Annotated in this window: 23 protein-coding genes; 12 read left to right on the plus strand and 11 right to left on the minus strand. The window is 67.6% G+C overall.

Annotated features, from left to right (window positions below):
• Window positions 1-118: 118 nt before the first annotated feature.
• Window positions 119-1237: a serine hydrolase domain-containing protein gene (locus ACFFGH_RS02535; protein WP_386664525.1), complete on the minus strand. Its 1119-nt coding sequence runs from the start codon at window positions 1235-1237 to the stop codon at window positions 119-121.
• Between the two features lie 245 nt (window positions 1238-1482).
• Between ACFFGH_RS02535 and ACFFGH_RS02540 the strand changes: the two genes are divergently transcribed.
• The gene (locus tag ACFFGH_RS02540; protein ID WP_386664527.1) at window positions 1483-1890 is read left to right on the plus strand and encodes a DoxX family protein; all 408 of its coding nucleotides are present in this window, start codon (window positions 1483-1485) and stop codon (window positions 1888-1890) included.
• A 90-nt stretch (window positions 1891-1980) separates the two neighbouring features.
• On the opposite strand, the gene ACFFGH_RS02545 is transcribed toward ACFFGH_RS02540, so the two are convergent.
• Window positions 1981-2556 (minus strand): aspartyl protease family protein, encoded by a 576-nt coding sequence (locus ACFFGH_RS02545; protein ID WP_386664528.1) that lies wholly within the window; start codon window positions 2554-2556, stop codon window positions 1981-1983.
• Between the two features lie 256 nt (window positions 2557-2812).
• On the opposite strand from ACFFGH_RS02545, the gene ACFFGH_RS02550 reads away from it, so the two are divergent.
• Window positions 2813-3877, plus strand: a complete 1065-nt coding sequence (locus tag ACFFGH_RS02550) for a sensor histidine kinase (RefSeq protein WP_386664530.1) — start codon at window positions 2813-2815, stop codon at window positions 3875-3877.
• Window positions 3874-4617: a LytR/AlgR family response regulator transcription factor gene (locus tag ACFFGH_RS02555; RefSeq protein WP_386664532.1), complete on the plus strand. Its 744-nt coding sequence runs from the start codon at window positions 3874-3876 to the stop codon at window positions 4615-4617. The genes ACFFGH_RS02550 and ACFFGH_RS02555 overlap by 4 nt, the downstream gene beginning before the upstream one ends.
• 276 nt (window positions 4618-4893) lie before the next feature.
• Here ACFFGH_RS02555 and ACFFGH_RS02560 read toward each other — a convergent pair whose 3' ends face one another.
• Both ACFFGH_RS02560 and ACFFGH_RS02565 read right to left on the minus strand, forming a co-directional pair.
• Window positions 4894-6366, minus strand: a complete 1473-nt coding sequence (locus tag ACFFGH_RS02560) for a tyrosinase family protein (protein ID WP_386664533.1) — start codon at window positions 6364-6366, stop codon at window positions 4894-4896.
• Between the two features lie 207 nt (window positions 6367-6573).
• Window positions 6574-6801 (minus strand): hypothetical protein, encoded by a 228-nt coding sequence (locus ACFFGH_RS02565; RefSeq protein ID WP_386664534.1) that lies wholly within the window; start codon window positions 6799-6801, stop codon window positions 6574-6576.
• A 125-nt stretch (window positions 6802-6926) separates the two neighbouring features.
• Between ACFFGH_RS02565 and ACFFGH_RS02570 the strand changes: the two genes are divergently transcribed.
• Window positions 6927-7568, plus strand: a complete 642-nt coding sequence (locus ACFFGH_RS02570; protein WP_386664536.1) for a PH domain-containing protein — start codon at window positions 6927-6929, stop codon at window positions 7566-7568.
• 159 nt (window positions 7569-7727) lie between these two features.
• Window positions 7728-8177, plus strand: a complete 450-nt coding sequence (locus ACFFGH_RS02575; protein ID WP_386664538.1) for a DMT family transporter — start codon at window positions 7728-7730, stop codon at window positions 8175-8177.
• Between the two features lie 142 nt (window positions 8178-8319).
• Here the strand turns inward: ACFFGH_RS02575 and ACFFGH_RS02580 are convergent, their stop codons facing one another.
• Window positions 8320-8535: a hypothetical protein gene (locus ACFFGH_RS02580; RefSeq protein ID WP_386664540.1), complete on the minus strand. Its 216-nt coding sequence runs from the start codon at window positions 8533-8535 to the stop codon at window positions 8320-8322.
• A gap of 467 nt (window positions 8536-9002) precedes the next feature.
• Here ACFFGH_RS02580 and ACFFGH_RS02585 point away from each other — a divergent pair, with 467 nt between their 5' ends.
• Together ACFFGH_RS02585 and ACFFGH_RS02590 are read left to right on the plus strand one after the other, a co-directional pair.
• The gene (locus tag ACFFGH_RS02585) at window positions 9003-9473 is read left to right on the plus strand and encodes a YehS family protein (protein WP_386664541.1); all 471 of its coding nucleotides are present in this window, start codon (window positions 9003-9005) and stop codon (window positions 9471-9473) included.
• Window positions 9474-9576: 103 nt separating this feature from the next.
• The gene (locus ACFFGH_RS02590; protein WP_386664543.1) at window positions 9577-10089 is read left to right on the plus strand and encodes a DUF3833 family protein; all 513 of its coding nucleotides are present in this window, start codon (window positions 9577-9579) and stop codon (window positions 10087-10089) included.
• Between the two features lie 90 nt (window positions 10090-10179).
• On the opposite strand, the gene ACFFGH_RS02595 is transcribed toward ACFFGH_RS02590, so the two are convergent.
• Window positions 10180-10746 (minus strand): hypothetical protein, encoded by a 567-nt coding sequence (locus ACFFGH_RS02595; RefSeq protein WP_386664545.1) that lies wholly within the window; start codon window positions 10744-10746, stop codon window positions 10180-10182.
• A 595-nt stretch (window positions 10747-11341) separates the two neighbouring features.
• On the opposite strand from ACFFGH_RS02595, the gene ACFFGH_RS02600 reads away from it, so the two are divergent.
• The 4 genes from ACFFGH_RS02600 to ACFFGH_RS02615 all read left to right on the plus strand — a co-directional run bounded on the left by ACFFGH_RS02600 (window position 11342) and on the right by ACFFGH_RS02615 (window position 14475).
• Window positions 11342-13147, plus strand: coding sequence for an SLC13 family permease (locus tag ACFFGH_RS02600; RefSeq protein WP_386664547.1), 1806 nt, complete (start codon window positions 11342-11344; stop codon window positions 13145-13147).
• 71 nt (window positions 13148-13218) lie between these two features.
• Entirely contained in the window at window positions 13219-13605 is a 387-nt protein-coding gene (locus tag ACFFGH_RS02605; protein WP_386664549.1) for a hypothetical protein, read from the plus strand.
• Window positions 13606-13706: 101 nt separating this feature from the next.
• Window positions 13707-13937 carry a hypothetical protein gene (locus ACFFGH_RS02610; protein ID WP_386664551.1) on the plus strand — a complete coding sequence of 77 codons (231 nt, stop codon included), beginning with the start codon at window positions 13707-13709 and terminating at the stop codon, window positions 13935-13937.
• 106 nt (window positions 13938-14043) lie between these two features.
• The gene (locus ACFFGH_RS02615; protein WP_386664553.1) at window positions 14044-14475 is read left to right on the plus strand and encodes a BLUF domain-containing protein; all 432 of its coding nucleotides are present in this window, start codon (window positions 14044-14046) and stop codon (window positions 14473-14475) included.
• A gap of 409 nt (window positions 14476-14884) precedes the next feature.
• Here the strand turns inward: ACFFGH_RS02615 and ACFFGH_RS02620 are convergent, their stop codons facing one another.
• From ACFFGH_RS02620 to ACFFGH_RS02635, 4 genes are all read right to left on the minus strand, one after another.
• The gene (locus tag ACFFGH_RS02620) at window positions 14885-16192 is read right to left on the minus strand and encodes a mechanosensitive ion channel family protein (RefSeq protein ID WP_386664555.1); all 1308 of its coding nucleotides are present in this window, start codon (window positions 16190-16192) and stop codon (window positions 14885-14887) included.
• A 126-nt stretch (window positions 16193-16318) separates the two neighbouring features.
• Window positions 16319-16786, minus strand: coding sequence for a LysM peptidoglycan-binding domain-containing protein (locus tag ACFFGH_RS02625; RefSeq protein ID WP_386664557.1), 468 nt, complete (start codon window positions 16784-16786; stop codon window positions 16319-16321).
• On the minus strand, window positions 16767-17657 hold the full coding sequence (locus tag ACFFGH_RS02630; protein ID WP_386664559.1) for a cytochrome c oxidase assembly protein: 891 nt from the start codon (window positions 17655-17657) through the stop codon (window positions 16767-16769). The genes ACFFGH_RS02625 and ACFFGH_RS02630 overlap by 20 nt, the downstream gene beginning before the upstream one ends.
• A complete protein-coding gene (locus tag ACFFGH_RS02635; protein WP_386664561.1) occupies window positions 17654-18103 on the minus strand; it encodes a DUF2243 domain-containing protein in 450 nt (149 codons plus the stop codon). The genes ACFFGH_RS02630 and ACFFGH_RS02635 overlap by 4 nt, the downstream gene beginning before the upstream one ends.
• 292 nt (window positions 18104-18395) lie before the next feature.
• On the opposite strand from ACFFGH_RS02635, the gene ACFFGH_RS02640 reads away from it, so the two are divergent.
• Window positions 18396-18836: a DoxX family protein gene (locus tag ACFFGH_RS02640; RefSeq protein WP_386664563.1), complete on the plus strand. Its 441-nt coding sequence runs from the start codon at window positions 18396-18398 to the stop codon at window positions 18834-18836.
• Between the two features lie 123 nt (window positions 18837-18959).
• Here ACFFGH_RS02640 and ACFFGH_RS02645 read toward each other — a convergent pair whose 3' ends face one another.
• Window positions 18960-19796 carry an NAD-dependent epimerase/dehydratase family protein gene (locus ACFFGH_RS02645; protein WP_386664565.1) on the minus strand — a complete coding sequence of 279 codons (837 nt, stop codon included), beginning with the start codon at window positions 19794-19796 and terminating at the stop codon, window positions 18960-18962.
• Between the last annotated feature and the right edge of the window lie 372 nt (window positions 19797-20168).

A 20168-nucleotide genomic window follows, 5' to 3' on the forward strand; every position in this document is an offset into this window, starting at 1 on the left:
TTTGGTTCTTCGTACAGAGGGTCGGGAGACCGGGCCTGGCTGAAGCATAAGCAGCCCGGCTTCGCGTGCCTTCGGCTCGTGCAGAGGCGCGCCAGACGCGACCGAACCCACATGCGCTTCAGTCGGCGCCCGGGTGCCTGTCGAACACGAACCGCTCCAGAAACGCCTGCGCGAACGGCGAGCGTTCGACCGCTGCCGCATCGAGCGGATTGCCCCAGTGCAGGCCTTCGCCGTTCGCGAGCAGGATCAGCGTGAGCCCGCGCGCGGGCACCTTGAGGTACAGCGCCGAAAAGCCGGCTTCCTCGTCCCAGCCGGCATGCCAGACGAGCTTTTCGCCCCGGTAGTCCTGCACGTACCAGCCGTACGCGTACGGCAGCGCGGAGCCGTCCTCGGCTTTCGCAGGGGTGAACAGCTTCGCCCTCAACGCAGGGCTGCCGAGTTCACCGCTGTCCAGCGCGATGTCGAAGCGCGCAAGGTCCTCGACGGTGGATACCACGCCCGCGCCGCCGGCGAGATGCCGCCCGGGCCGGCGGCGCGCGATCAGGTCCCCATCCTCACCGACGCCATAGCCCTGGGCCATATCGAAGAACACATCCATCTTCGCCCGGTCCCACTGACTTGCCATCGTGCGTCGCATACCAGCCGGCTCCAGCACATGGGTATCGAGCAGGCGCGCCATCTGGTTGTGGCCCCGATCGATCGCTTCCACCGGCTGTCCGTACTTGTGCGCGATATAGCGCGACAGCCGCGAATACATGAAGGGGTTGTACAGAAACCGCGTGCCCGGCTCGCCATTGACCGTGTGATGCAGGATCTGGTCAATCGTGATCGGCGCATCGCAGCGCAGGTCACGCCCAAATGGCAGCGGGGATTGGGTGAGCCACCCGCAGAACCCGTCCCAGCCCTCGACCTCGTTGATGCGGTCCTGCAGGTCGATCACGCCGTCCTCGGCAAGGCGCAGGAACAGCAGTCCCATGAACGGCTTGGTCACCGATGCGATCCAGAACGGCGTATCGGTCGTGACCGGAACCTCGTCGTTCGCGACCCCGTAGGCGCGTTTCCACACAAGTTCGCGATCCTTGACGATCGCGGCCGACAGTCCCGGCAGCCGGTGCTCGTTGCGCAGTTGTTCGAGACTTGCCTCGAACCCACGCGCATGGGATTCGAACGATTCGCCACGCGCAGCGAGCGGTGCGAACAGGATCAGGGCGAACAGGGCCAGAAAAGTGATCCGCACGATGGCTGTCTCCTGCTTCAGGTTCACGGGCGCCGGTGCGTGACAACGATTGGCGCGGTGCCCGGCATTATGCGCGGCGCGCTGCGGTGGCCCTCGGGCGTCGGGCGGAATGCGTAGTCGGGCCCTGGCTTTGCCCAAGCGCAGAAGGCGATGCATCGTTACGCGGTCCCCGCACCGCGTGGCGCACACTTTCGCGAACACGCGTTCGCCGTTACCCGGCTCGCAGCCCCTCGCGGAGGTTTTTGATGAAAGCAGCGTCGCTTCTCGTGCTTCGTATATCGCTCGGGCTTTTGATGGTGTTCTGGGGGCTCGACAAGATCGTCAATGTCGAGCACGGGCTGGAAGTGTCGCGGCACTTCTACCTCGACCTCTTCTCGTCGGCGGCACTGCTCAAGGTGTTCGGCGCGTTGCAGATAGCGCTCGGGCTTGCTGTCGTGCTGGGCTGGCTGCGCCGCTTCGCCTATCCGCTGTTGCTGCTGATCACCGGGGTGACGCTGCTCGGCGTGTGGCGATCGGTGGTCGATCCCTGGGGCTGGTATCTGGAAGGCGGCAATGTGCTGTTCTACCCGTCGCTGATCATCTTCGCGGCCGCATGGGTGCTGTACTGCTTCCGCGACGAGGACACGCACTCGGTCGACCGGCGCCGTCACTGACGCCGAAAGCGGAGGGCAGACTTCGTTAACGAAGTGGCGAGCCCGCGCCTGCACCGATCGCCGGTTCGCCGCCACGCACCGCTGTCGGTATCAGCGTGCGCCTGCCGCCCCGTTGCACACCGCAACACGCTTCGAGCGCTGGTCGATCAGCACGACCGCGTCCTGCAGCGCATGCGCGCCGACCAGCAGTTCCGGAAATTGCGCTGACACGCGCACCTCCACGTTCGACAACTGCACATCGCCGATGCGGAACGGCCCCTTCACCGTCGCCCGCTGAGTCTGGACTTTGCCGTTGGTGAGCTGACCGGGGCCGGCATTCTCGAGTCGACCGGTGCCGACCTGTGCATGCAGCGCGCTCGGCAGGACGAATGCGACATTGGCGCCGGTGTCGAGGTTGCCGACGGTTTGCAGTTCGCCGATCGAAACCGGAATGCGGAACGCACGCTCGTAGGGCAGCGCGTTGTTATCGTCGGGCGCCAGCGCATGCGTGCGCGTGAACGACAGCGTCTTCGCCGGGTAGTCGATGATCAGCAGCCCGTCTGCGAAGAACTCGCGCGCGATGATTCCGGACGTTGCGGACCACCAGCCGCGGGTGCGCGACCAGTACATCTGCCTGCCGGATGGCTCGAAGCTCAGGCGCCATTCCCACGCGTCGGTCGATACCACGCCTTCGCCGAACTTGACCGGCGGGGGGCACGCCTCGTCCGCAGCAGCGGCGGTGAGAGGAAAGGCGAGGCAGCCAGCCACCAGGGCAGATCCCAAAAATGCGTTCCGTTTCATCGCGGCGTCTCCGTTGAGGAGTCGCCACGCTGCACCCGCACGCGGCGTCGGAACGATGGCCGGGACGAATGCAGGGAAACCAGGGACGAACGCCGCAGGCGCGGTTGCGACGCGCGGGCCGGGCGTCTAGCTTGATCGGCACATGCGCGGATTGACCTCACCAGTGCTGCTCGCGGTGGTCGCCTGGTGGGGTCTGAATGGCCTGATCTGGACGGCCCAGGTGCTGAGCATGCGCTCGACGATGGGGCAGCCGGCCGCGTGGAGCGACGTGCTGCGCATGGAAATGGTCAGCGCCGCGCTATGGGTACCGGCGACGCTGTGGCTGCTGTGGTGCACGGCCCGGGTACCGATCGAACGCGGGCGCCGTGGCGTCGCGACCGCGTGCCTGCTCTCGGCGGTCGCGGTCGTGATCGTCTACCGCGCGGTCGCGGTCATGGTGCTGGACCCGTGGGTGGGCTGGTATCCGGCGGCGCCCGTGTGGCGCGGCGTGTTGATGACCAGCGTCTTCAACAACCTGCTGATGGGCTGCCTGATCGTCGGCGTGGGGCATGCGCGCGTCTACGCCCTGCGCTCGCGCGAACGCGAGCGGCAGGCCGAAGAGCTGCAGGCCAGGCTTACCCAAGCGCGGCTGGACGCGCTGGCCGCGCAGCTCAACCCGCACTTCCTGTTCAACGCGTTGAACTCGATCGCGGAAATGGTTCACCACGATGTCGACGCGGCCGACCAGATGCTCGTGAATCTGGGCGCGCTTCTGCGGCACAGCCTGGAGTCCACGCGCCAGCAGCTCACCTCGCTTCGCGACGAACTCGGCGTGGTCGAGTGCTACATCGAGATCGAGCAGGTGCGCCTCGGCGAGCGCTTGCAGTTTCGCCGCCATGTCGATGCCGCGGTGCTGGATGCGCAGGTGCCGCGCCTGATGCTGCAGCCGCTGGTCGAGAACGCGGTGACCCACGCGGTTGCGCTGCGCAAGACGCCGGGAACGGTCGAGGTCAGCGCCGCCCGCGACGGCGACCGGTTGATGCTCGAGGTGCGCGACGACGGGGCCGAGCAGGCGCCTGCGCCCGGCTTCGGCGTGGGCCTGCAGAACACGCGCGCGCGACTGCAGTGCCTGTATGCGGACGCGCAGAGCCTGCAGATTGTTCCGTGCGCGGGCGGCGGTACGCGCGTGCAGGTGTCGCTGCCGCTGGCGATGGGCGGGGCCTCGTGAACGCCGCACCGCTGCGTGTGCTCGTGGTCGATGACGAGCCGATGGCGCGTGCGCGCCTGCGTCGGATGCTCGGGGCCGAGCCCGGCGTGCACATCCTCGGCGAATGCAGCGACGGCGCCGCTGCCGCCGATGCGTTGGGCAGCCTCAAGCCGGATGTCGTGTTTCTCGACATCGAAATGCCGGGTCTGGACGGCTTCGCTGCGCTCGATGGTGCGGCCGCGTGCTGGCGACCGCATGTCGTGCTGGTCACCGCCTACGCCTGTCATGCGGTGGCCGCGTTCGATCGCGGCGCCGTCGACTACCTGCTCAAACCCTATTCACGCGAACGGCTGCGCGTTGCGCTCGACCGCGCACGCGCCGAGCGTGGGCGCGATCAGCCCATGCCCGATGCCGGCTTCGCCGAGCGCATTCCAGTCCCGGTCGGGCATCGCATGCGCATGGTGGTCGTGCAGGCAATTGATTGCCTGGTGGCCCGTTCGAACTACGTCGAACTGCACCTCGGGCCCGAGCGACTGACGCTGCGCGAAACGATGTCCGCAATGGAGTCTCGCCTCGACCCGAAGCGGTTCGTCCGCATCCACCGCTCGCGCATCGTGCGCATCGATGCGGTCGCCGATATCGAAACGCTGGAATCCGGGCAGTACCTGTTCCGCCTGGCAAGCGGAGCGCGGCTCGGAAGCGGCCCGGCTTACCGGGACCGTGTGCGCCAGGTGTTCGGCCTGCGGGGCCTCCATAGCTAGAGCCGTTCACGATTCATCCTCGGCGCGCAGCACGCGGGCCGTGGGCGATCCGGTTGAGCGAGCGGACGTGTCGCACGTCAGTGGATACCACCCGCAACCGGGTGGTCAATGCACGCCGCAAAACTAGACGCGGCCGTCGAGCCTGCAGGACACTGCCGCGCAAGCAACCGTTGCGGTAATCGCCCGTGCATCCGCAAATCGCCCCGGTCAGGCGTTCTGCCTGACCGGGGCGATCCAATCCGCTTCAGCCGGCCGGGCAGGCCGGCCGGCGATGCATCACTGCCAGATCAGCTGGATCGTTCCCACCAGCGGCTTGGCGCCCGGGGTGGGCTGGCCGCCCGGAACGAACGCGACCTCGAGCGGGGCCTTCGACGCGCCACCATTCGCGGCGATACGCTGCAGGATCTCGGTGACGTCGAAGCTGTAGAAGTTCTCACCGAGTGCTTCGTCGAGGTTGCTGTTGCCGTGATCGTGGAACTCGGCATCGAAGAAGTGGATGTTGCCGGCATACACACGCGGGCCGATGCCACCGCCGCGCGGCGACAGGTACACGTGGTACAGCACTTCCGGCTGCGCCCAGGTGTGCAGGTCCTTGACGATCAGCCAGGTGCGGCGTGAACCGCTCGGGTCGAGCGCGGTGGCGGGCTTGCCATCTTCGAGCCTGACGATCGAGCGGATCGGCCGGGCGGCCAGCTCGACCGACGGTGCACTGCCGATGCGCTCGGCCACCGTGCCCACCGAACGGCGCGCTGCGCTGGCGGTCATCAGGGTCGCGCTGCCCTCGCGGCCGTCGGGGCCGATGTGGCGGTCGTAGCGGTAACCGAGCACGTTGGTGTCGAAGAAGTCGCGCAGCCGGCCCGTGACGCGCTGGCCCTTGCCATCGACAAACACGAACTCGCGGTCGCGCCAGCTGCCCGAGGTCGGGTTCGGGTTGCCGTTCGCGTTCCAGCTCGCCCACATGCGGTCGATGTTCGCGTGATGCACCCAGAACAGCGCGTCCTGCGCCGCATACGGCACTGCGCCCATGTTCTTGCTGGTGCCGGTCAGCACGTGGATGCGGCCGTGCACGCCCGAATCGATCGCGCGGCAGAAGCCCTGCACGCCGTCGATCGTGCTGTAGTGCGTCTTGGCCATCGCGACGCTGATGTCCATCGGGTCGCCAGGCTGGCCCTGGTGGATCGGCTGCCCGGAGTTGGCGAGGCTGGTGCGGAACGAACGGTAGAACGTGCCGAACAGCGGGTCGTTCGGCAAACGGAACTCGACCGGCACGACGCCGCGCTTGGCCGGGTCATGCGAGGTGTAGTTCCAGTACGGCAGCGCGAAGTCCGGGCGCCCGGTGATCTCGCGCACGATCTCCTCGAAGAAATACACGTACATGCGGTGCCAAGGCATGAAGTTGTTCGCGTTCTGGCCCGCATGCGACTGGCAGGTATTCCACGTCTCCTCGGCAAACATGCCCAGCGTCGTCGTCGGTCCGCCGAGCAGGCGGCTGATCTCGTCGGCTTTGGTTGTGTTGCCGTTGACGAAGTGCGTGTACCACTGCCAGAGCCAGCCTTGGGGCCGCTTGCCCGGCAGCGCCTTCATCTTCGCCACGCCCTGCGCAAGGATGCGCAGCATTTCGTGCCCCTCGGGGCTCGAGAGGTCATAGCGGATGTGGGTGGTATTGGCGTGCACCTTGCCGGCCAGCCAAAGGCCGACGGGCACGGTTGCAAGGCCACGGATGAACGAGCGACGGGATACTGACGTCATGGTTTGACCTCGATTGCGTGGCGTCCAGCCTGAACCGGTGATGCGCACTCCATGGCGCGACGTGGGCGCCTCGGAGGACGCTCCATATTGGTAGCAACGCAATCGCGAAAAACAACGGACACGAAAAAATTTTTTTATTTAGGGAGCTCAACAGCGCGCGAAGAGACACTGTTTTTCCCACCTATCTCAAGCGCAAACATGACTGCTTCATGTTTTGCTGAGTCCAATTTCACGGGGCGGCGACACGGGTTTCGCGGAATCGATCTCGACGCGCTTTGTTTTATGAAAGCCTGTGCTTGAGATTCTGTTGCTCTGCGTCTGGCGGCCGGCCATACCGCCGAGCTTCTTTTTCCGGTTCAACGATTCAAGAATGACCTCAAGCTTGCCGTCTACCGAAGCGCCGGGTTGCGCGCGGGAGGGGTCGCGCAGCGCCACGCTGAACGGGATCCGCGCGCATGCGCTCGCGCTGGTCTGGGCTGGATGACGTCCGGGTCTTGTAGCGCTACCGCCGCACTGGTACACCACAGCCGGCACCACGCCCATCAAAAGGACTGAACCCCATGTTTGGAAAAATCGCGTCCGACGCACTCGGCCTCAGCGACATCGGCGTCATCATTTCGCCGGCGGAGTACGCCAAGGTCGACGCTGACGATTACCTTTTCCACGAGGACGGCGAGCGGATCTTCTTCCTGATCAAGTCGAAGAAGGACGAGTACTGCTTCACCAACCTCGCACTGATCCACGTCGACGGCGAGTCGGCGGTGTCGAGCAAGCGCAGCATCAAGCGCTACGACTACGCAAGTCAGCGTGTCGGCGAGGTGCTGATTGAAACCGCGGGCACGATGGATCGTGACGTGGAGCTGAAATTCCGCCTTGGCGACGCGGTGTTCAGCATCGACGTCAAAAAGCAGTTCCTTGAGCAGGTCAAGGACATCTACAAGGCGCTGATCGCGATCGGGCGCCAGCAGATGCGCGACATGGGCAGCCGCGAAAACGCGGTGCGCACGCTCGATGCACTCGGCGGCATGCTGAAGCTCGGCAACCTGGCGAACGAGGGCGCGGTGGTCGCGCACTACGATGCGATTCTCGATGCGCTGAACACTGCGACCCAGGTACGTCACCACACGAAGGATTTCTCCGACGTGTTCGAACGCTACATCCACAACGGTGCGCCGCCGCCGCGCGTGACGACTGCAGGCTGATCGCTGCGGCTTCCTGCGGCCGGCCATCGGTCAGGTCGCACAAGGATTTGATCAAGGGTCGGGCCTGTCTCCTACGGGAACCGGCCTGACCTTTTTGCATGGGGTTTCGCGTGCATCGCGGTGTGTGCGGATCCGCACCGACGATGAAAGGCCACGTCCATGAACCCCACCATTGCGCTGCCGATACTGCTGGTGCTGCTGGCCGGCGCGATGATCGCGCTGCAGGCTCCGACCAACGTGATGCTCGCGCGCGCCGGCGGCTCGCCGGTGCTCGCCGCGCTGATCTCATTCGCGGTCGGTACCGCTGCGCTGCTGGTCGCATGGCTGGCGAGCGGCAACCGGCCGGGGCTGGCCCCGTTCTCAATGCTGCCGTGGTACGCGTGGGTGGGCGGTGTCTACGGCGCCGTCTATGTCGCGATTGCCGCCTACGCGGCGCCGCGCATCGGGCTGGCGTCGCTGATCACGATCGGCATCGCCGGACAGATCGTAATGGCGCTGTGGCTGGACCACATTGGCGCGCTGGGCCTGATGCGCCAGCCCATCAGTGCCGCACGCGTTGTCGGTGCGCTGCTGGTCGTCGCCGGCGTGGTGCTGGTGCGAAAAGGCTGAAGCGAAACTGGTGAAGCGCCACGGTCGAGCGTCAGTCGATGCGAGGCGCGAGACGTGCGTTGCGAACGCCGGTATCGGGTTCGCGTCCGGCCCGGCCGGAGCGGAACCGGACGATAGGCCCGGTTCCGCTCCGACGTTCCGGTCAGCCGCGCATGCGCGTTGGCACGGCGACGGGGCGTGGTGCGTTGGTGGTGGCTTCATCGACACGCGTGAGCACGCGCGTGGTGCCGAGGCGTTCGATGCGCCCGCCGTTGCGGCGGAAGGCGGCGAGGTCGTCCGCGATGCGCTCACTGGTGATGTCGCGGGACAGATCCGGGGCGCGGCGTGTGCGCGGGGACGTGCGGGGGCTCAGGCTCATGGCAGGCTCCTGTCGTTGCAGTCGCGACGGGCGCGACGGGAACGGCGGATCGCCGAGGCGATCGGCCGGGCAGAGCGGCCCGCAAGGGGCCGCGCATGGCGTGGACATGGCCGCCGCGGGCGGTCGGCGCAGTCGAGGGAAACGCCCGGGGCCGATGCCCCGCATGCCACGCAGGCTCCCGATAAACCGCGCAGCGGCACATCGGCGGGAGCCGGTTTCGAACGATCGCGATGACGCCAAAGGCGCCGCGATTGCGAGGCGATTATACCAAGCGTGCCCGGACGGCCTCTTCACCATGCAGGCGCGCGTACGCTGCAGCACTCGCCACTGCAGCGTCCGGCGGGCCGCGTTGGCACTCGCGCTGCGCGGCGCGGCGTTCGCCCGCGCCCGCAGCGTCGGCGGTGGACGCGGTCGCGTTCTTGCGGTCTCATCGCGCCTACGCCGGCAGTCACGCCCAAGGAAGCGTCATGATCAACAACGATGTACTGCGCAGCGTGCGCTACATACTCGATCTCAGCGACGCCCATGTCGCCGACATCATCAAGAATGCCGATCCGAATATATCGATCGACAAATCCGACGTGCAGGCGATGCTGCGCAAGGAAGACGAAGAAGGTTTCGTCGAGTGCAGCAACCGCTTGCTCGCGCTGTTCCTCGATGGGCTGGTGATCCACTGCCGTGGCCGGGACGAAAGCCTGCCGCCGCGGCCGCCGGAAAAGCGCGTCACGAACAACGTCGTGCTCAAGAAGCTGCGCGTTGCGTTCGAGATGAAGGACACCGACGTGCTGCGCGTGTTCGAGGCCGCTGGACGGCCGGTCACCAAACCCGAGCTCAGTGCGCTGTTCCGCCAGCCCGACCACAAGAACTTCCGCCTCTGCGGCGATCAGTTGCTGCGGTATTTCCTCAAGGGGCTGACGCTGTACGCGCGCGGCGCGTAGCCGCGCCGCACAGCGATTCCGCCCACCGCGGACGAACGCGGCGCTTCGGCGCCGCTCGCCCGCTTTTGGCGCCGTGCTCACCGCCGCCATGCAGAGATAAGGCATGCGTCCCGCTCTTGCCGCCCTGCTGCTCGCCTGTCCGCTCGCCGTCGCGGCTGCCGCGACACCAGCGCCGCAGGCCGATCCCGTATCGCTGTTCGAAGGCCGCTCGACCGGGCGCGGCGAACTCACGCTGCTGTTCGGCGATGCGCGGCCGTTCCGCGTCGAAAGCCATGGGCGGCAGCAGGCGGACGGCTCGTTCCGGCTCGACCAGGTGGTGAACTTCGAAGGCGAGGCGCCACGCAAGCGCCACTGGATCATCCGGCCCACCGGCGAGCAGCAGTTCACGTTCACCCTCAGCGATGCGGCCGGGCCCGGCACTGCGGTCGTTGAAGGAAAGCGGCTGACGCTGCGTTATCCGGTCAATCGCGCCGGCGTGCGCATGGAACAGGTGCTCGAGCCGTTGCCCGATGGGCAGTCGATCGCGAACACCGGGACGGTCCGCTGGCTCGGCATTCCCATCGGGCATCTGCGCGAGACGATCACGCGCGACACACCGATCGACCCGGCGCGTTAGGTCGACCTCGTCCGGCCGCGCTCGATCCGTTATCCCTGCAAGCGGCGCGTGCGTCGCCTGCAGGGATGTGGCACGGAAGCCAACGTCCGCTCAGTCGTACTCGACCAGCACCGTCAGCAGCACGATGCGGCCGGTGAACGTACCGGCGCGGTGGATCTCGACGCTCCACCACGGCGCGGCGCCGCTGAAGCCGCCGCCGACGGGCGCGAGCTGCGCCCATTGTTCGTAATGCGTGTCCGAGTTGGCCGGTACCAGCGCGGTAACGTTGCCGCCGTAGGTTTCGTATCCGCCTCCGGCGCGCAGCGAGACCGGCGTCAGCGAAAAGCCGACCGTTCCTGCGTCGTCGATCGGGATGTAATGGAACACCACCACGCGCACCGGGCCGCCGCGGTAATCGAGCGGGCGCGGGATCACGAACGAGGTGTAGCCGCCGGTCCAGTTGAGCCCGCGCTCGGCAGGCGAAATCGCGCCGCTGCGGCCGAGTGCCTCGGCAGGGATCACCAGCCGCCGTGGATACAGCGCGCAGGGGCCGACGGCGGGGCACAGCCTCGGGATCGGGCGGAAGATCGGCGGCGCAGCGCTCGCGGGCACCGCGGCAAGCAGGCACATCGCGGCCCCCAGCACGGCGGGGCTGGCCAGGCGGGCAATCGGTTTCATCAACGTGTCCTCGACACTCGGCGCGATGCGGGCCGGTCCGCACGCTCCGGAACAGGGCCGTGCCGCGCGATGTCCGGCGGGCGACGACACGGATTGCGAGCCGCTGGTGCGCATGCACACGAGCGGCTCCTGCGCCCGCGAAGCGGCGTTGTGGCGGCAACGTCGGCCTTGTGCGCTGGCGCGCATGCATGATGCGCTTGCATGCGCGCGTGCGGTCCGCTCGAGTCGCGTATCAATGCGGAAACATCCGCGTGGGCGTCAGCACATGCGCTCTCACTCGCGCATAGCGCCGCGCGTGGTGCGGTCCAATCGCATCGCGCGATGCGTAACACGTGCATCTGCGCCTGCATCCCAGGGCTGCAAGCGCGCATGCATTGGTGTAGATCGCGTCGCTCGCGGTCGACGTGTCACGACGCAAACGGCTAGATATTTCGATGCGGTCCGCCGCTGGCAACGCGACAGCTCGGCTTGACCGTCACGTGCGCACACGCAAGATGGGTGCTCCCCAGTGCCGCTGGTCGCGTGCGACGCCTGTCCAAGGGGAGGGTCTTTAATCGCAGCGCGGCTCGCCGAATTTCGCCGAGGACGCCGCCGGATGTATGCGCAGTTCACTGCTCTGATCGCCCCGTACAGCGCTGTGCTCGGGCTGGTGCTGCTGGCCGCGTTGCTGGCCGGTTTCATTCTCGAGCGGTTCCCGCCCGTGGTCATCGCAACCGCCGGCGTGGCGGCCTCGCTGATACTTGGCTTCATCGACATCGACGACGTGCTCGGTGCATTCGCGAACGCGGCGCCCGTCGCGATCGCGGCGTTGTTCATCCTGTCCGGTGCGCTCGTGCGAACGGGCGCAATCGAAGCGCTGGTGGGCGTGCTGATCGAGCGGGCGAAGAAAAAGCCGCGTGCAGTCGTGGCGGAACTGTTCGGCGGCACGCTGTTCTCGGCCGCGTTCATCAACAACACGCCGGTCGTGATCATCCTGACCCCCGTCATGCGACGCCTGGCGCGTACCGTCGGCGTGGCTTCGACCCGGCTGCTCATACCGTTGTCCTACATCGCGATCCTCGGCGGGCTGCTGACGCTCGTCGGCACGAGCACCCACCTGCTGGTCGACGGTGTCGCGCAGGAACTGGGGCAGCCGGCGTTCGGCATCTTCGAGATCACCGGCGTCGGGCTTGTCGCCGCACTCGGCGGCATCCTCGTGTTGATGGTCCTCGGGCCGTGGCTGCTGCCGTCACGGCCGGATCGGGATGCGGAGCAGGACCAGGGGCACGACGTCCTGTCCGAACTCGCCGTCCGGGAGCGATGCAACGCGATCGGTTCGACGATCGGAAGCATCCATGCGCTGCGGCCGTCCCGCGTCAAGGTGCTCGGCGTCAAACGGGAAGGCGAGACGTACCGGCGTGGCGTCGAGGCGATGAAGCTGCGCGCCGGCGATCACCTCATCATCAAGGCATCGCCACATGAGCTGGCAGCCCTGGCGTCCGGCGAGGACTATCTGGTCGGCATCGGCGGATTACGCGGCGGCAATGCCCTGTCGACCCGCAAGCGACCGACCGACGTCAGCCTGTTCTCGACGACGATCGCGCCAACCCATCCGAGCGTCGGTCACCGGCTCGCCGAAATCCCCATGCTGTCGCGCCTGCCGATCCGCATCCTAGGCCTGTCGCGCCATCGGCACCTGCCCGGGCCGGACCTGCCGAACGCGCGGATTCGTGCAGCCGACACGTTGCTCATCGCGGCGCGCGGACCCGAGCTGGAATCGCTGCGCGAAAACGCGCACCTGCTCGGTGTCTCGGTGGCGCAGGCCGCACCCTACCGGCGTAGCAAGGCCCCGATCGCGCTCGCGGCGCTGGTCGGCACGATCCTGCTCGCGGCAACCGGTGTGCTGTCGATCGCGGTCGCGGCGATCCTCGCGGTCGCGCTCCTGCTGCTGACGCGCTGCATCGATCCGGAGGAGGCGTGGAGCTCGATCGATGGCAATGTGCTCGTCCTGATCTACGCCATGCTCGCCGTCGGTGCCGGGCTGCAGAACGCCGGCAGCGTCGACCTGGTGGTCGACAACGTCTCGCCATTGCTCGCAGACGTGCCGCCACTGGTGCAGCTTCTGATCGTGTACGCGATGACTTCGCTGCTGACCGAGATGGTCACCAACAACGCGGTCGCGGTCATCATGGCGCCGGTCGCGATCGGATTGGCCGAGCAACTCGGCATCGATCCGCGGCCGATGCTCGTCGCGGTGATGTTCGCCGCGTCGGCCAGCTTCGCTACGCCGGTCGGCTACCAGACCAACACGATCGTCTATGCAGCTGCGGATTACCGGTTCGTCGATTTTTTCAAGATCGGCCTGCCGATGAACCTCATCGTCGGCCTGTGCTCCTGCCTGGGCATCTACTTCCTGTTCTGACGTGCCGCGTCGTCACGGCTGCCTAATCCGCACAGCGGCAACGTAAAGCCGTACTCGCTCCGGGCAAGACGATGCAGACGACCCCCGAATCCCGTGGTCCCTCCGAATCCCGCGGTGGTCCCGAAACCCGCGGTCCTTCCGAATTTGCCGAGGCGGCGCGAATCGCCGATCTGCGGCTCGAGCAGTGGTACGAAGCGCGCAGGCTCAAGCTGCCGCTCGAAGTGCAGGCCGAGTTCACGTCCATGGCGTTCGAGGCGATCGCACGCGACCGCACGCGCGACCCCGAGGCGGTGATGGACGACCTGATCGACGAGCTGGACCAGCGGCTGGGCCGAATCCAGTCCTCGCAGCGCAGCGATGGACGTGCATCGCGCCGCGCACGGCCGTCGTTGTTGCAGCGGCTGCGCAGGCCGTTTGCGCGCACGCAGGATGACGACGGGCGAAGCCGGCGCCACTGAGCGAGGCGCGGGGCGGGCGAGCCAGCTTGCATGAAACGTCCGTACACCCGCAGCGACGCATACTCGAACATACAGACGACCCAAGCGAACACAGGTGACCCATGCCCATCATGCGAAAGATCGTGAAACTGGCGGTTGGCTACGCCCTGACCAAGGCACTTGCGCGACACGGCGGCCCGAAGGGCCTGCTCAACGCGGTGATGTCGTCGGCCAGCGGTGCGCGCGGCCGCGGCGACTACCGTTCCGGCAGCGGCTACTCGGGCGATGACTACCGTCCCGGCAGCGACAACACCGGGCGCTACAAGCGCGGCTCTCGCCGGCGGGACTTCTAGCGCATCAAGGTGAGAACGGCCGACACATTGCAGGCGCGACCGCTCGCGGTCGTGCATGGCCTGTGGGAGACTGGCTGACGCCCACGGTGCAGCCACCAATCGCCGCATGCTCGATGCCATCGTCTACACCAGCCGCGCGACCGAAGCGCTGACCGACACCGAGCTGGAGCTCGTGCTGCTGCGCTCGCGCACGCTCAATGCCGCGCGTGGCCTGACCGGCGCGCTGCTAAAGCGTGGCGACACCATCGTCCAGTACCTTGAGGGCGAGCCCGAGGCGCTGGGCCGCACGTTCGCGCGGATCGCGCAATCGCCTCTGCATCAGGACGTGAACACCGTGGCGCGCGCGACCGGTGTCGATCGGCACTTCACCACCTGGCACATGGGCTTTCGCGATTTCCAGCGCCACCATCTGCGCGATGCCTCGACCACCGAGTGGATCGCCGCGGTGCCCGCAATCGAGGACGTCGAGCCCGGCAATGCGGCGCTGGTGCGCCTGGTCGAGCTATGGCACGAGCTGGGCACTTCGCGTTCGGCGTGACCGAGTTACCCACGCCGTTGCGCCCCGCGCCGTTACTGTCGCGCCTGCCTGGGCAGTGGCTGCGCTGCATGTGTTCATCTGCGCGGACGCGGGCGCCCGGGTTCTGTGGGATGCTGCGCGCGGGCGCAGCCTTTCTGCGAAGTGACGAGGTGTGTGATGAGTAAGGGCCTGGACCGCAAGAAAGAGCAGAAGAAGAAACCGGCGAAGACGATGAAGGAAAAGCGCGCCGCGAAGGACGAGAAGAAGAACACGCACAAGCAGTTCGCACCCGAATAAGCGGTGCGCCGGCAGCGGAACGAAGCGGTGTATCGGCGGCAGGCGATAGCGGGGGGCGCGCCGGTTGATCGCGTTGTATGCGCTGCCGAGCACGTGCGGCGCTCGTGCCATGACAGGTGACGCTACATCACCGTCAGGAGCACGCCGGCGTCTGCGGAGCCTGCGACCCGTCGGCTGAGCCGGCACGCAGCCGCGAGGGTGGTCCCTCCCCGAGCAATGCCGACAGCTCGGCGCCGCCGGGCTGCTGGTACAGCCGCAGGCCGAACTCCGGCAGCGTCGCGAGCAGATGGTCGAAGATGTCGGACTGCACGTCCTCGTATTCCTGCAGGTCCGTCGTTGCGGTGAAGCAGTAGATCTCGAGCGGCAGCCCGGTCGGGCCCGGCTCGAGCTGGCGCACGAGCAGCCTCATGTCGTTGCGCACGTCCGGGTGCTCGCGCAGGTACGCAGCGACGTAAGCGCGGAACGTGCCGAGGTTTGTCACGCGGCGCGTGTTGACCGGGTCGCGCCCGGCCGCCAGCAGATGTTCGTTGTGGGCCGTGAGCTCTTCGCGTTTGCGCTCGAGGTAGTCGTCGATCAACGCGATGCGCCGCAGCGCCTCGCGTTCGTCGGGCTCGAGAAAGCGCACCGAGGACTGGTCGATCAGCAGTGCGCGCTTGATGCGCCGGCCGCCGCTTTCCTGCATGCCGCGCCAGTTGCGGAAGCTCTCGCTCATGAGGCGGTAGGTCGGCACGGTGGTGATCGTGTTGTCCCAGTTCTGCACCTTGACGGTGTTGAGCACCATCTCGATCACATGGCCGTTCGCGCCGAGCGCGGGCATTTCAATCCAGTCGCCGACGCGCAGCATGTCGTTGGTCGTCAGGTGCACGCTGGCGACCAGCGAAAGAATGGAGTCCTTGAACACGAGCAGCAGCACGGCGCTCAGCGCACCGAAGCCCGACAGCAGCAGCAACGGCGAGCGCTCGATCAGCGTTGCGACCGCGACCACCGCAGTGACCGCGAACACCACGATCTTCGCCATCTGCACGTAGCCCTTGATCGGACGCTCGTGCGCGTGGCGGCCCTTACGTTCGTAGCGGGCGTTGACCGCATCGAGGAAATTGCTGACCGCCAGCGCGAGCACGATCGCAACGAACGCGAGCGCGATGTTGCGCACCACGACCTGCACGTCACGCTGGATATCGGGCAGTGCGCCGGCCGCGGCGTAGACGACCAGCGCCGGCACGACATTGGCCAGGCGCCGCAGCACCTTATGGCCCAGCAGTTCCTCGTAGCCGTCGCCGGGCAGTCCGTGCAGCACGGCAGCCACCACGCGCACCAGGCAATGCCGCGTCAGCCAGTTGGCGAGCCACGCCGCCACGCCAAGGGCAGCAAGCGCGAACAGCGCATGCGCATAGGGCTGCCGATCGAGCGGGACGAGGGTGTCCAGCAGGGAAGAAAGCATCGGGGCACCGTAGCAGCGCCATCCGTACGGGCACGTCGAAGGCGCGCGACAGCAGTGCGAATCAGGTGCAAAAAAGGGCCAGGTCTGATGCCTGGCCCTTTCGCATACAGCTGTGACGCAATGCCGTCAGTGCAGTGACTTTGCATCCGGAATCACCAGCACCTGGCCGGGATGGATCAGGTCGGGGTCGCTGATCTTGTCGCGGTTGGCCTCGAAGATGAGCTTCCAGCGGTCGGCGCGACCATAGACCTGCTGGGCGATTTTCGACAGGCTCTCGCCCTGCTGCACGGTGTGGGTGCGGGGCTTGGCCGCAGCGGCCGGCGTCGGTGCCACGGTGCCGGTCTGCGCAGTGGCGGCCGGTGCGGGCGGGGCCGCACGCGTGGTGCCGGCCGCGCCGGTGAGCGGCGAATTCATCGCCTGCGCGCGTGGGGACTGCGCGGCGCGTGGCTGGGCCGTCTGGGTCGGGCGTACGGCGGGGCGGGTCGTGGTCTCGGCCTTGACCGTCTTGTTCTTGCTGACGTCACCGCGCTCGAAGAACTTCGAGAACGCGCGGGAAATCGGATTCGAGGATTCGTTATCGGGGTTGCGGCTCATGCGCTGGCTCCATCGGTCGATGGCCCGACGATCGCAGCGCGCGTGTTATGCCCGCATGGTCGACACGTGACCACGCGCGGCTTTGATTCATCGACCTCGGGCCAGCGCCACGGTAAGCGCGCGGACGTCTCCACCACAGCGCAAGCAGCGCGGCGAGCAGCAGCATCTCGGCCAGATCGCCGCCGTAGTACATCCACTGCGCGGCCGCGCGGATTTCCTCGAGCGTGGCATGCGTGCCGCGTGGCCAGCCGTGTACGTACATCAGCTTGGCGAGCACGCTGTGGATCGCAATGCCGACGAACAGCACCAGGCCGCGCACGCGCAGCGACGGGCGGTGCGGCGCGGGGTCGGGGCCGGCGATGGCCCAGCTGAACAGGCAGCCGGCCGCCACGAAGTGGTAATGCACGAGCGCATGCAGCCACGGCTCGCGTTGCGACATCGCGAACAGGGGCGTCGCATAGAGCACGACCATTCCGCCGACGTTGAGCGCGAGCGTGGTGATCGGATGGGTCACGAAACGCAATGCCCCATGGCCGAGCACGCGCACCACGCGTCGCGCCGCCCGCGTCGGCAGGCTTGCGAGCAGCAGCGTGACCGGCGCGCCAAGCACGAGCAGCAGCGGCGCGAACATGCCCAGTAGCAGGTGCTGCGCCATGTGGCCACGCAGGTCGGCATGTGCCCAGCCGACGACCGGCGTGGAGAACCCCACGAGCAGCAATGCCGCGCCAGCGCCAAACGCGGCCGTGCGCCATGGACTCCAGTGTGGGCGAAGGGCCGCCGCGCGCGCATACAGCGCCGCGATCGCGACGATCAGCAGCCACACCAGCCACAGACCGATGCCGGTCGACGCGTGCAGGTGTGGCGTGGTCACTGCGTTCGCGCAGTGCGGTCGCGCCCGCGCCAGAGCCAGAGGCCGATCAGTAGCAGCGCCACCCCGGCCGCGTTCCACGCAAGGTCGTACATCAGCAGGTTGTCGACGCCGTAGCGCACCTGGTGCACGCGCAGCACCTTGTGGTCGATCAGGCCGTCGAAGAGCTGGAATCCGCCCGCACCGATCAGCAGGCCCGACCAGGCCGCCCTGCGGTCGATCGGACCATCGCGCCGCACATCGGCATACAGAAAGAACCCCGATACCACCGCGACCAGCTCGGCCGCATGCAGCAGGCCATCGGTGAACAGCGCCACCGTCGGCGTCGAGCGGTCATAGAAGTGATGCCACGCCAGTAACTGGTGGAAGATGATCTCGTCGACGGCCGCCATCAGGCCGATGCCGATGACCAGCGTGGCGCGGAACAGGCGGGCTCGGTGGTCGCTCACGGGCATCCTTCAGGCGTTCGGCCTGGTCATTCTTGACGGGCGCCGTGAACCCGCAGTGCAGCCGGGCGTGGATGGTGTCGCGACACAGCTCGCCCGCGAGATGCGGCCGGCGGGTGCGCCGAGGTCATGGGCGGGCTGGCGTTGATCCTTGCCCCGACCCCCAATCGGACACGGCATCGAACCGAGCGTCATGCATCGCGGCCGGCGGCGATGCATGGCAGACGTGCCTGCGTGCGCACTTGCTGGCAAGCTGCGCCCGGGGCCGACGTGTCGATCGGCAAGGACGCGGACGATGGCATTGGACACCTGGGTTTTCCTTCATCCGCTGCGACGCGCGGACGACGTCGCCGTGCTGCTGCTGCGGCTGGTCACCGGTGCGTTCCTGATCCACGGCGTCTGGGACAACATCACCGATGCCGCGCGCATGCAGGAGTTCGTCGAGTTCCTCACGACCCACGGTTTCGCCGCACCGGCGTTCATGGCGCGGCTGTCGGTGTGGGTGCAGTTCGGCATCGGCCTGGCGTTCGTGGCCGGCCTGCTGACGCGCTGGGCAGGCCTGCTGTGCGCCGCAAACTTCATCGTCGCCTGCGTGATGGTGCACTGGTCGCAGGACCTGCGTGGCTGGTGGCCGGCGCTCGTGCTGGTGTTGATCGGGTTGTTGCTGGCTACCCGCGGCGCAGGGCGCTACTCGCTGGATGCGGTGCTCGGCGGGGCGGAGCGGTCAGTTCGGTAAGCCGGCATGTTGCCGTCGGGCCATGCTGGCATTCGGCTGTACACGACGCGGAGACTTACGAGCCGACGGAGGCGTCGCCGGTAACCGTCGGTACGCACGTGTACGCCGCGACGCGCGACGCGCTCAAGCCTCACGCATCACGAGCGACGCATAACCACTGCGGAAATCGGCATGGCGCGGCTGCCAGCCGCTCGCACGCAGGCGCGCATTCGACACGCGGCGACCGCTGACGGGGCCGCGTTCGGCGGGCACTGGCGGCAGGCCCTCCGCATCGCGTATCCACGCGAACAGCTCGTGTTCCAGCGCAGGCACGTCGTCGGTGCCGCAGTACACCGGCTCGATATCGCTCAGGTCCAGCAGGTGCGACAGCGCCGTGGCGGCATCGTCGACGTGGATGCGGTTGGTCCAGTGCGGCCGCCCCGGCGTGCCCGCCCGTGCGCGCCGCAGTAGCGCACCGCGGCCCGGCCCGTAGAGCCCGCTCAGCCGCAGCGCCGTGCCGCCGGCATGCAGCTGCGCGCGGTGCTCGGCCTCGTGCAGGACGCGTCCGTTGAATGCCGGCGGACGCGCCGGCGTGGCCTCGTCGACCCATTCGCCCTCGACCTCGCCATAGACCGCGGTCGAGGACACGAACACGACGCGCCGCGCATCGACCGTATCGACGAGGCGCTGCAGCCCGTCGACGAACAAGGCGCGGTAGGTCGCCTCGTCGCGGTGATCGGGGGCGGCGCAGAACACGATCGCGTCGACCGCACGTGGCAGCGAGGCCAGTCCCTCGCCGCTGATCAGGTCGGCGCTGACGTTGTGCACGCCTGCGGCCGCCGCGAGTGGTCGGCGCCGCAGCGCCAGCACCGCGTCGCCCCGCGAGGCACGCAGCTGCGCCAGGCGTTGGCCGACATCGCCCGCCCCGGCGATCAGGGTCGTGGGGCGATCGGATTCAGGTATGCCAAGCGGATGGCTCATCGCGCACAGTGTTCCAGATGCGCGGGCACGATGCGGCCGGTCGCAGGTCGCAGGTCGCAGGTCGCAGGTCGCAGGTCGCCAGTCGCCAGTCGCCAGTCGCCAGTCGCCAGTCGCCAGCGCTGGCGCTGGCGAAGGCCGTGGCACCGGGCCCGGCTCCGGCACGCGGCGTGAACCGCCTGCGCTGGGCAAGGCGCCACACCGCAGACCTCCCAGCCCGGCCGGAGGCGGCCCCGTCTGCGGCCACACCCGTGCTGCACCGCCGCACAGCGGGCGTCCGGGCCCGCCCATCGGGCACCGGCAGGCGGCGCCTCGACCCGCGGTCCGGGGCGTCCTGACGGGGTGTTCGGCGACCGATCGCGTCGTTTTCAGCGA

Source organism: Lysobacter korlensis (assembly GCF_042434515.1).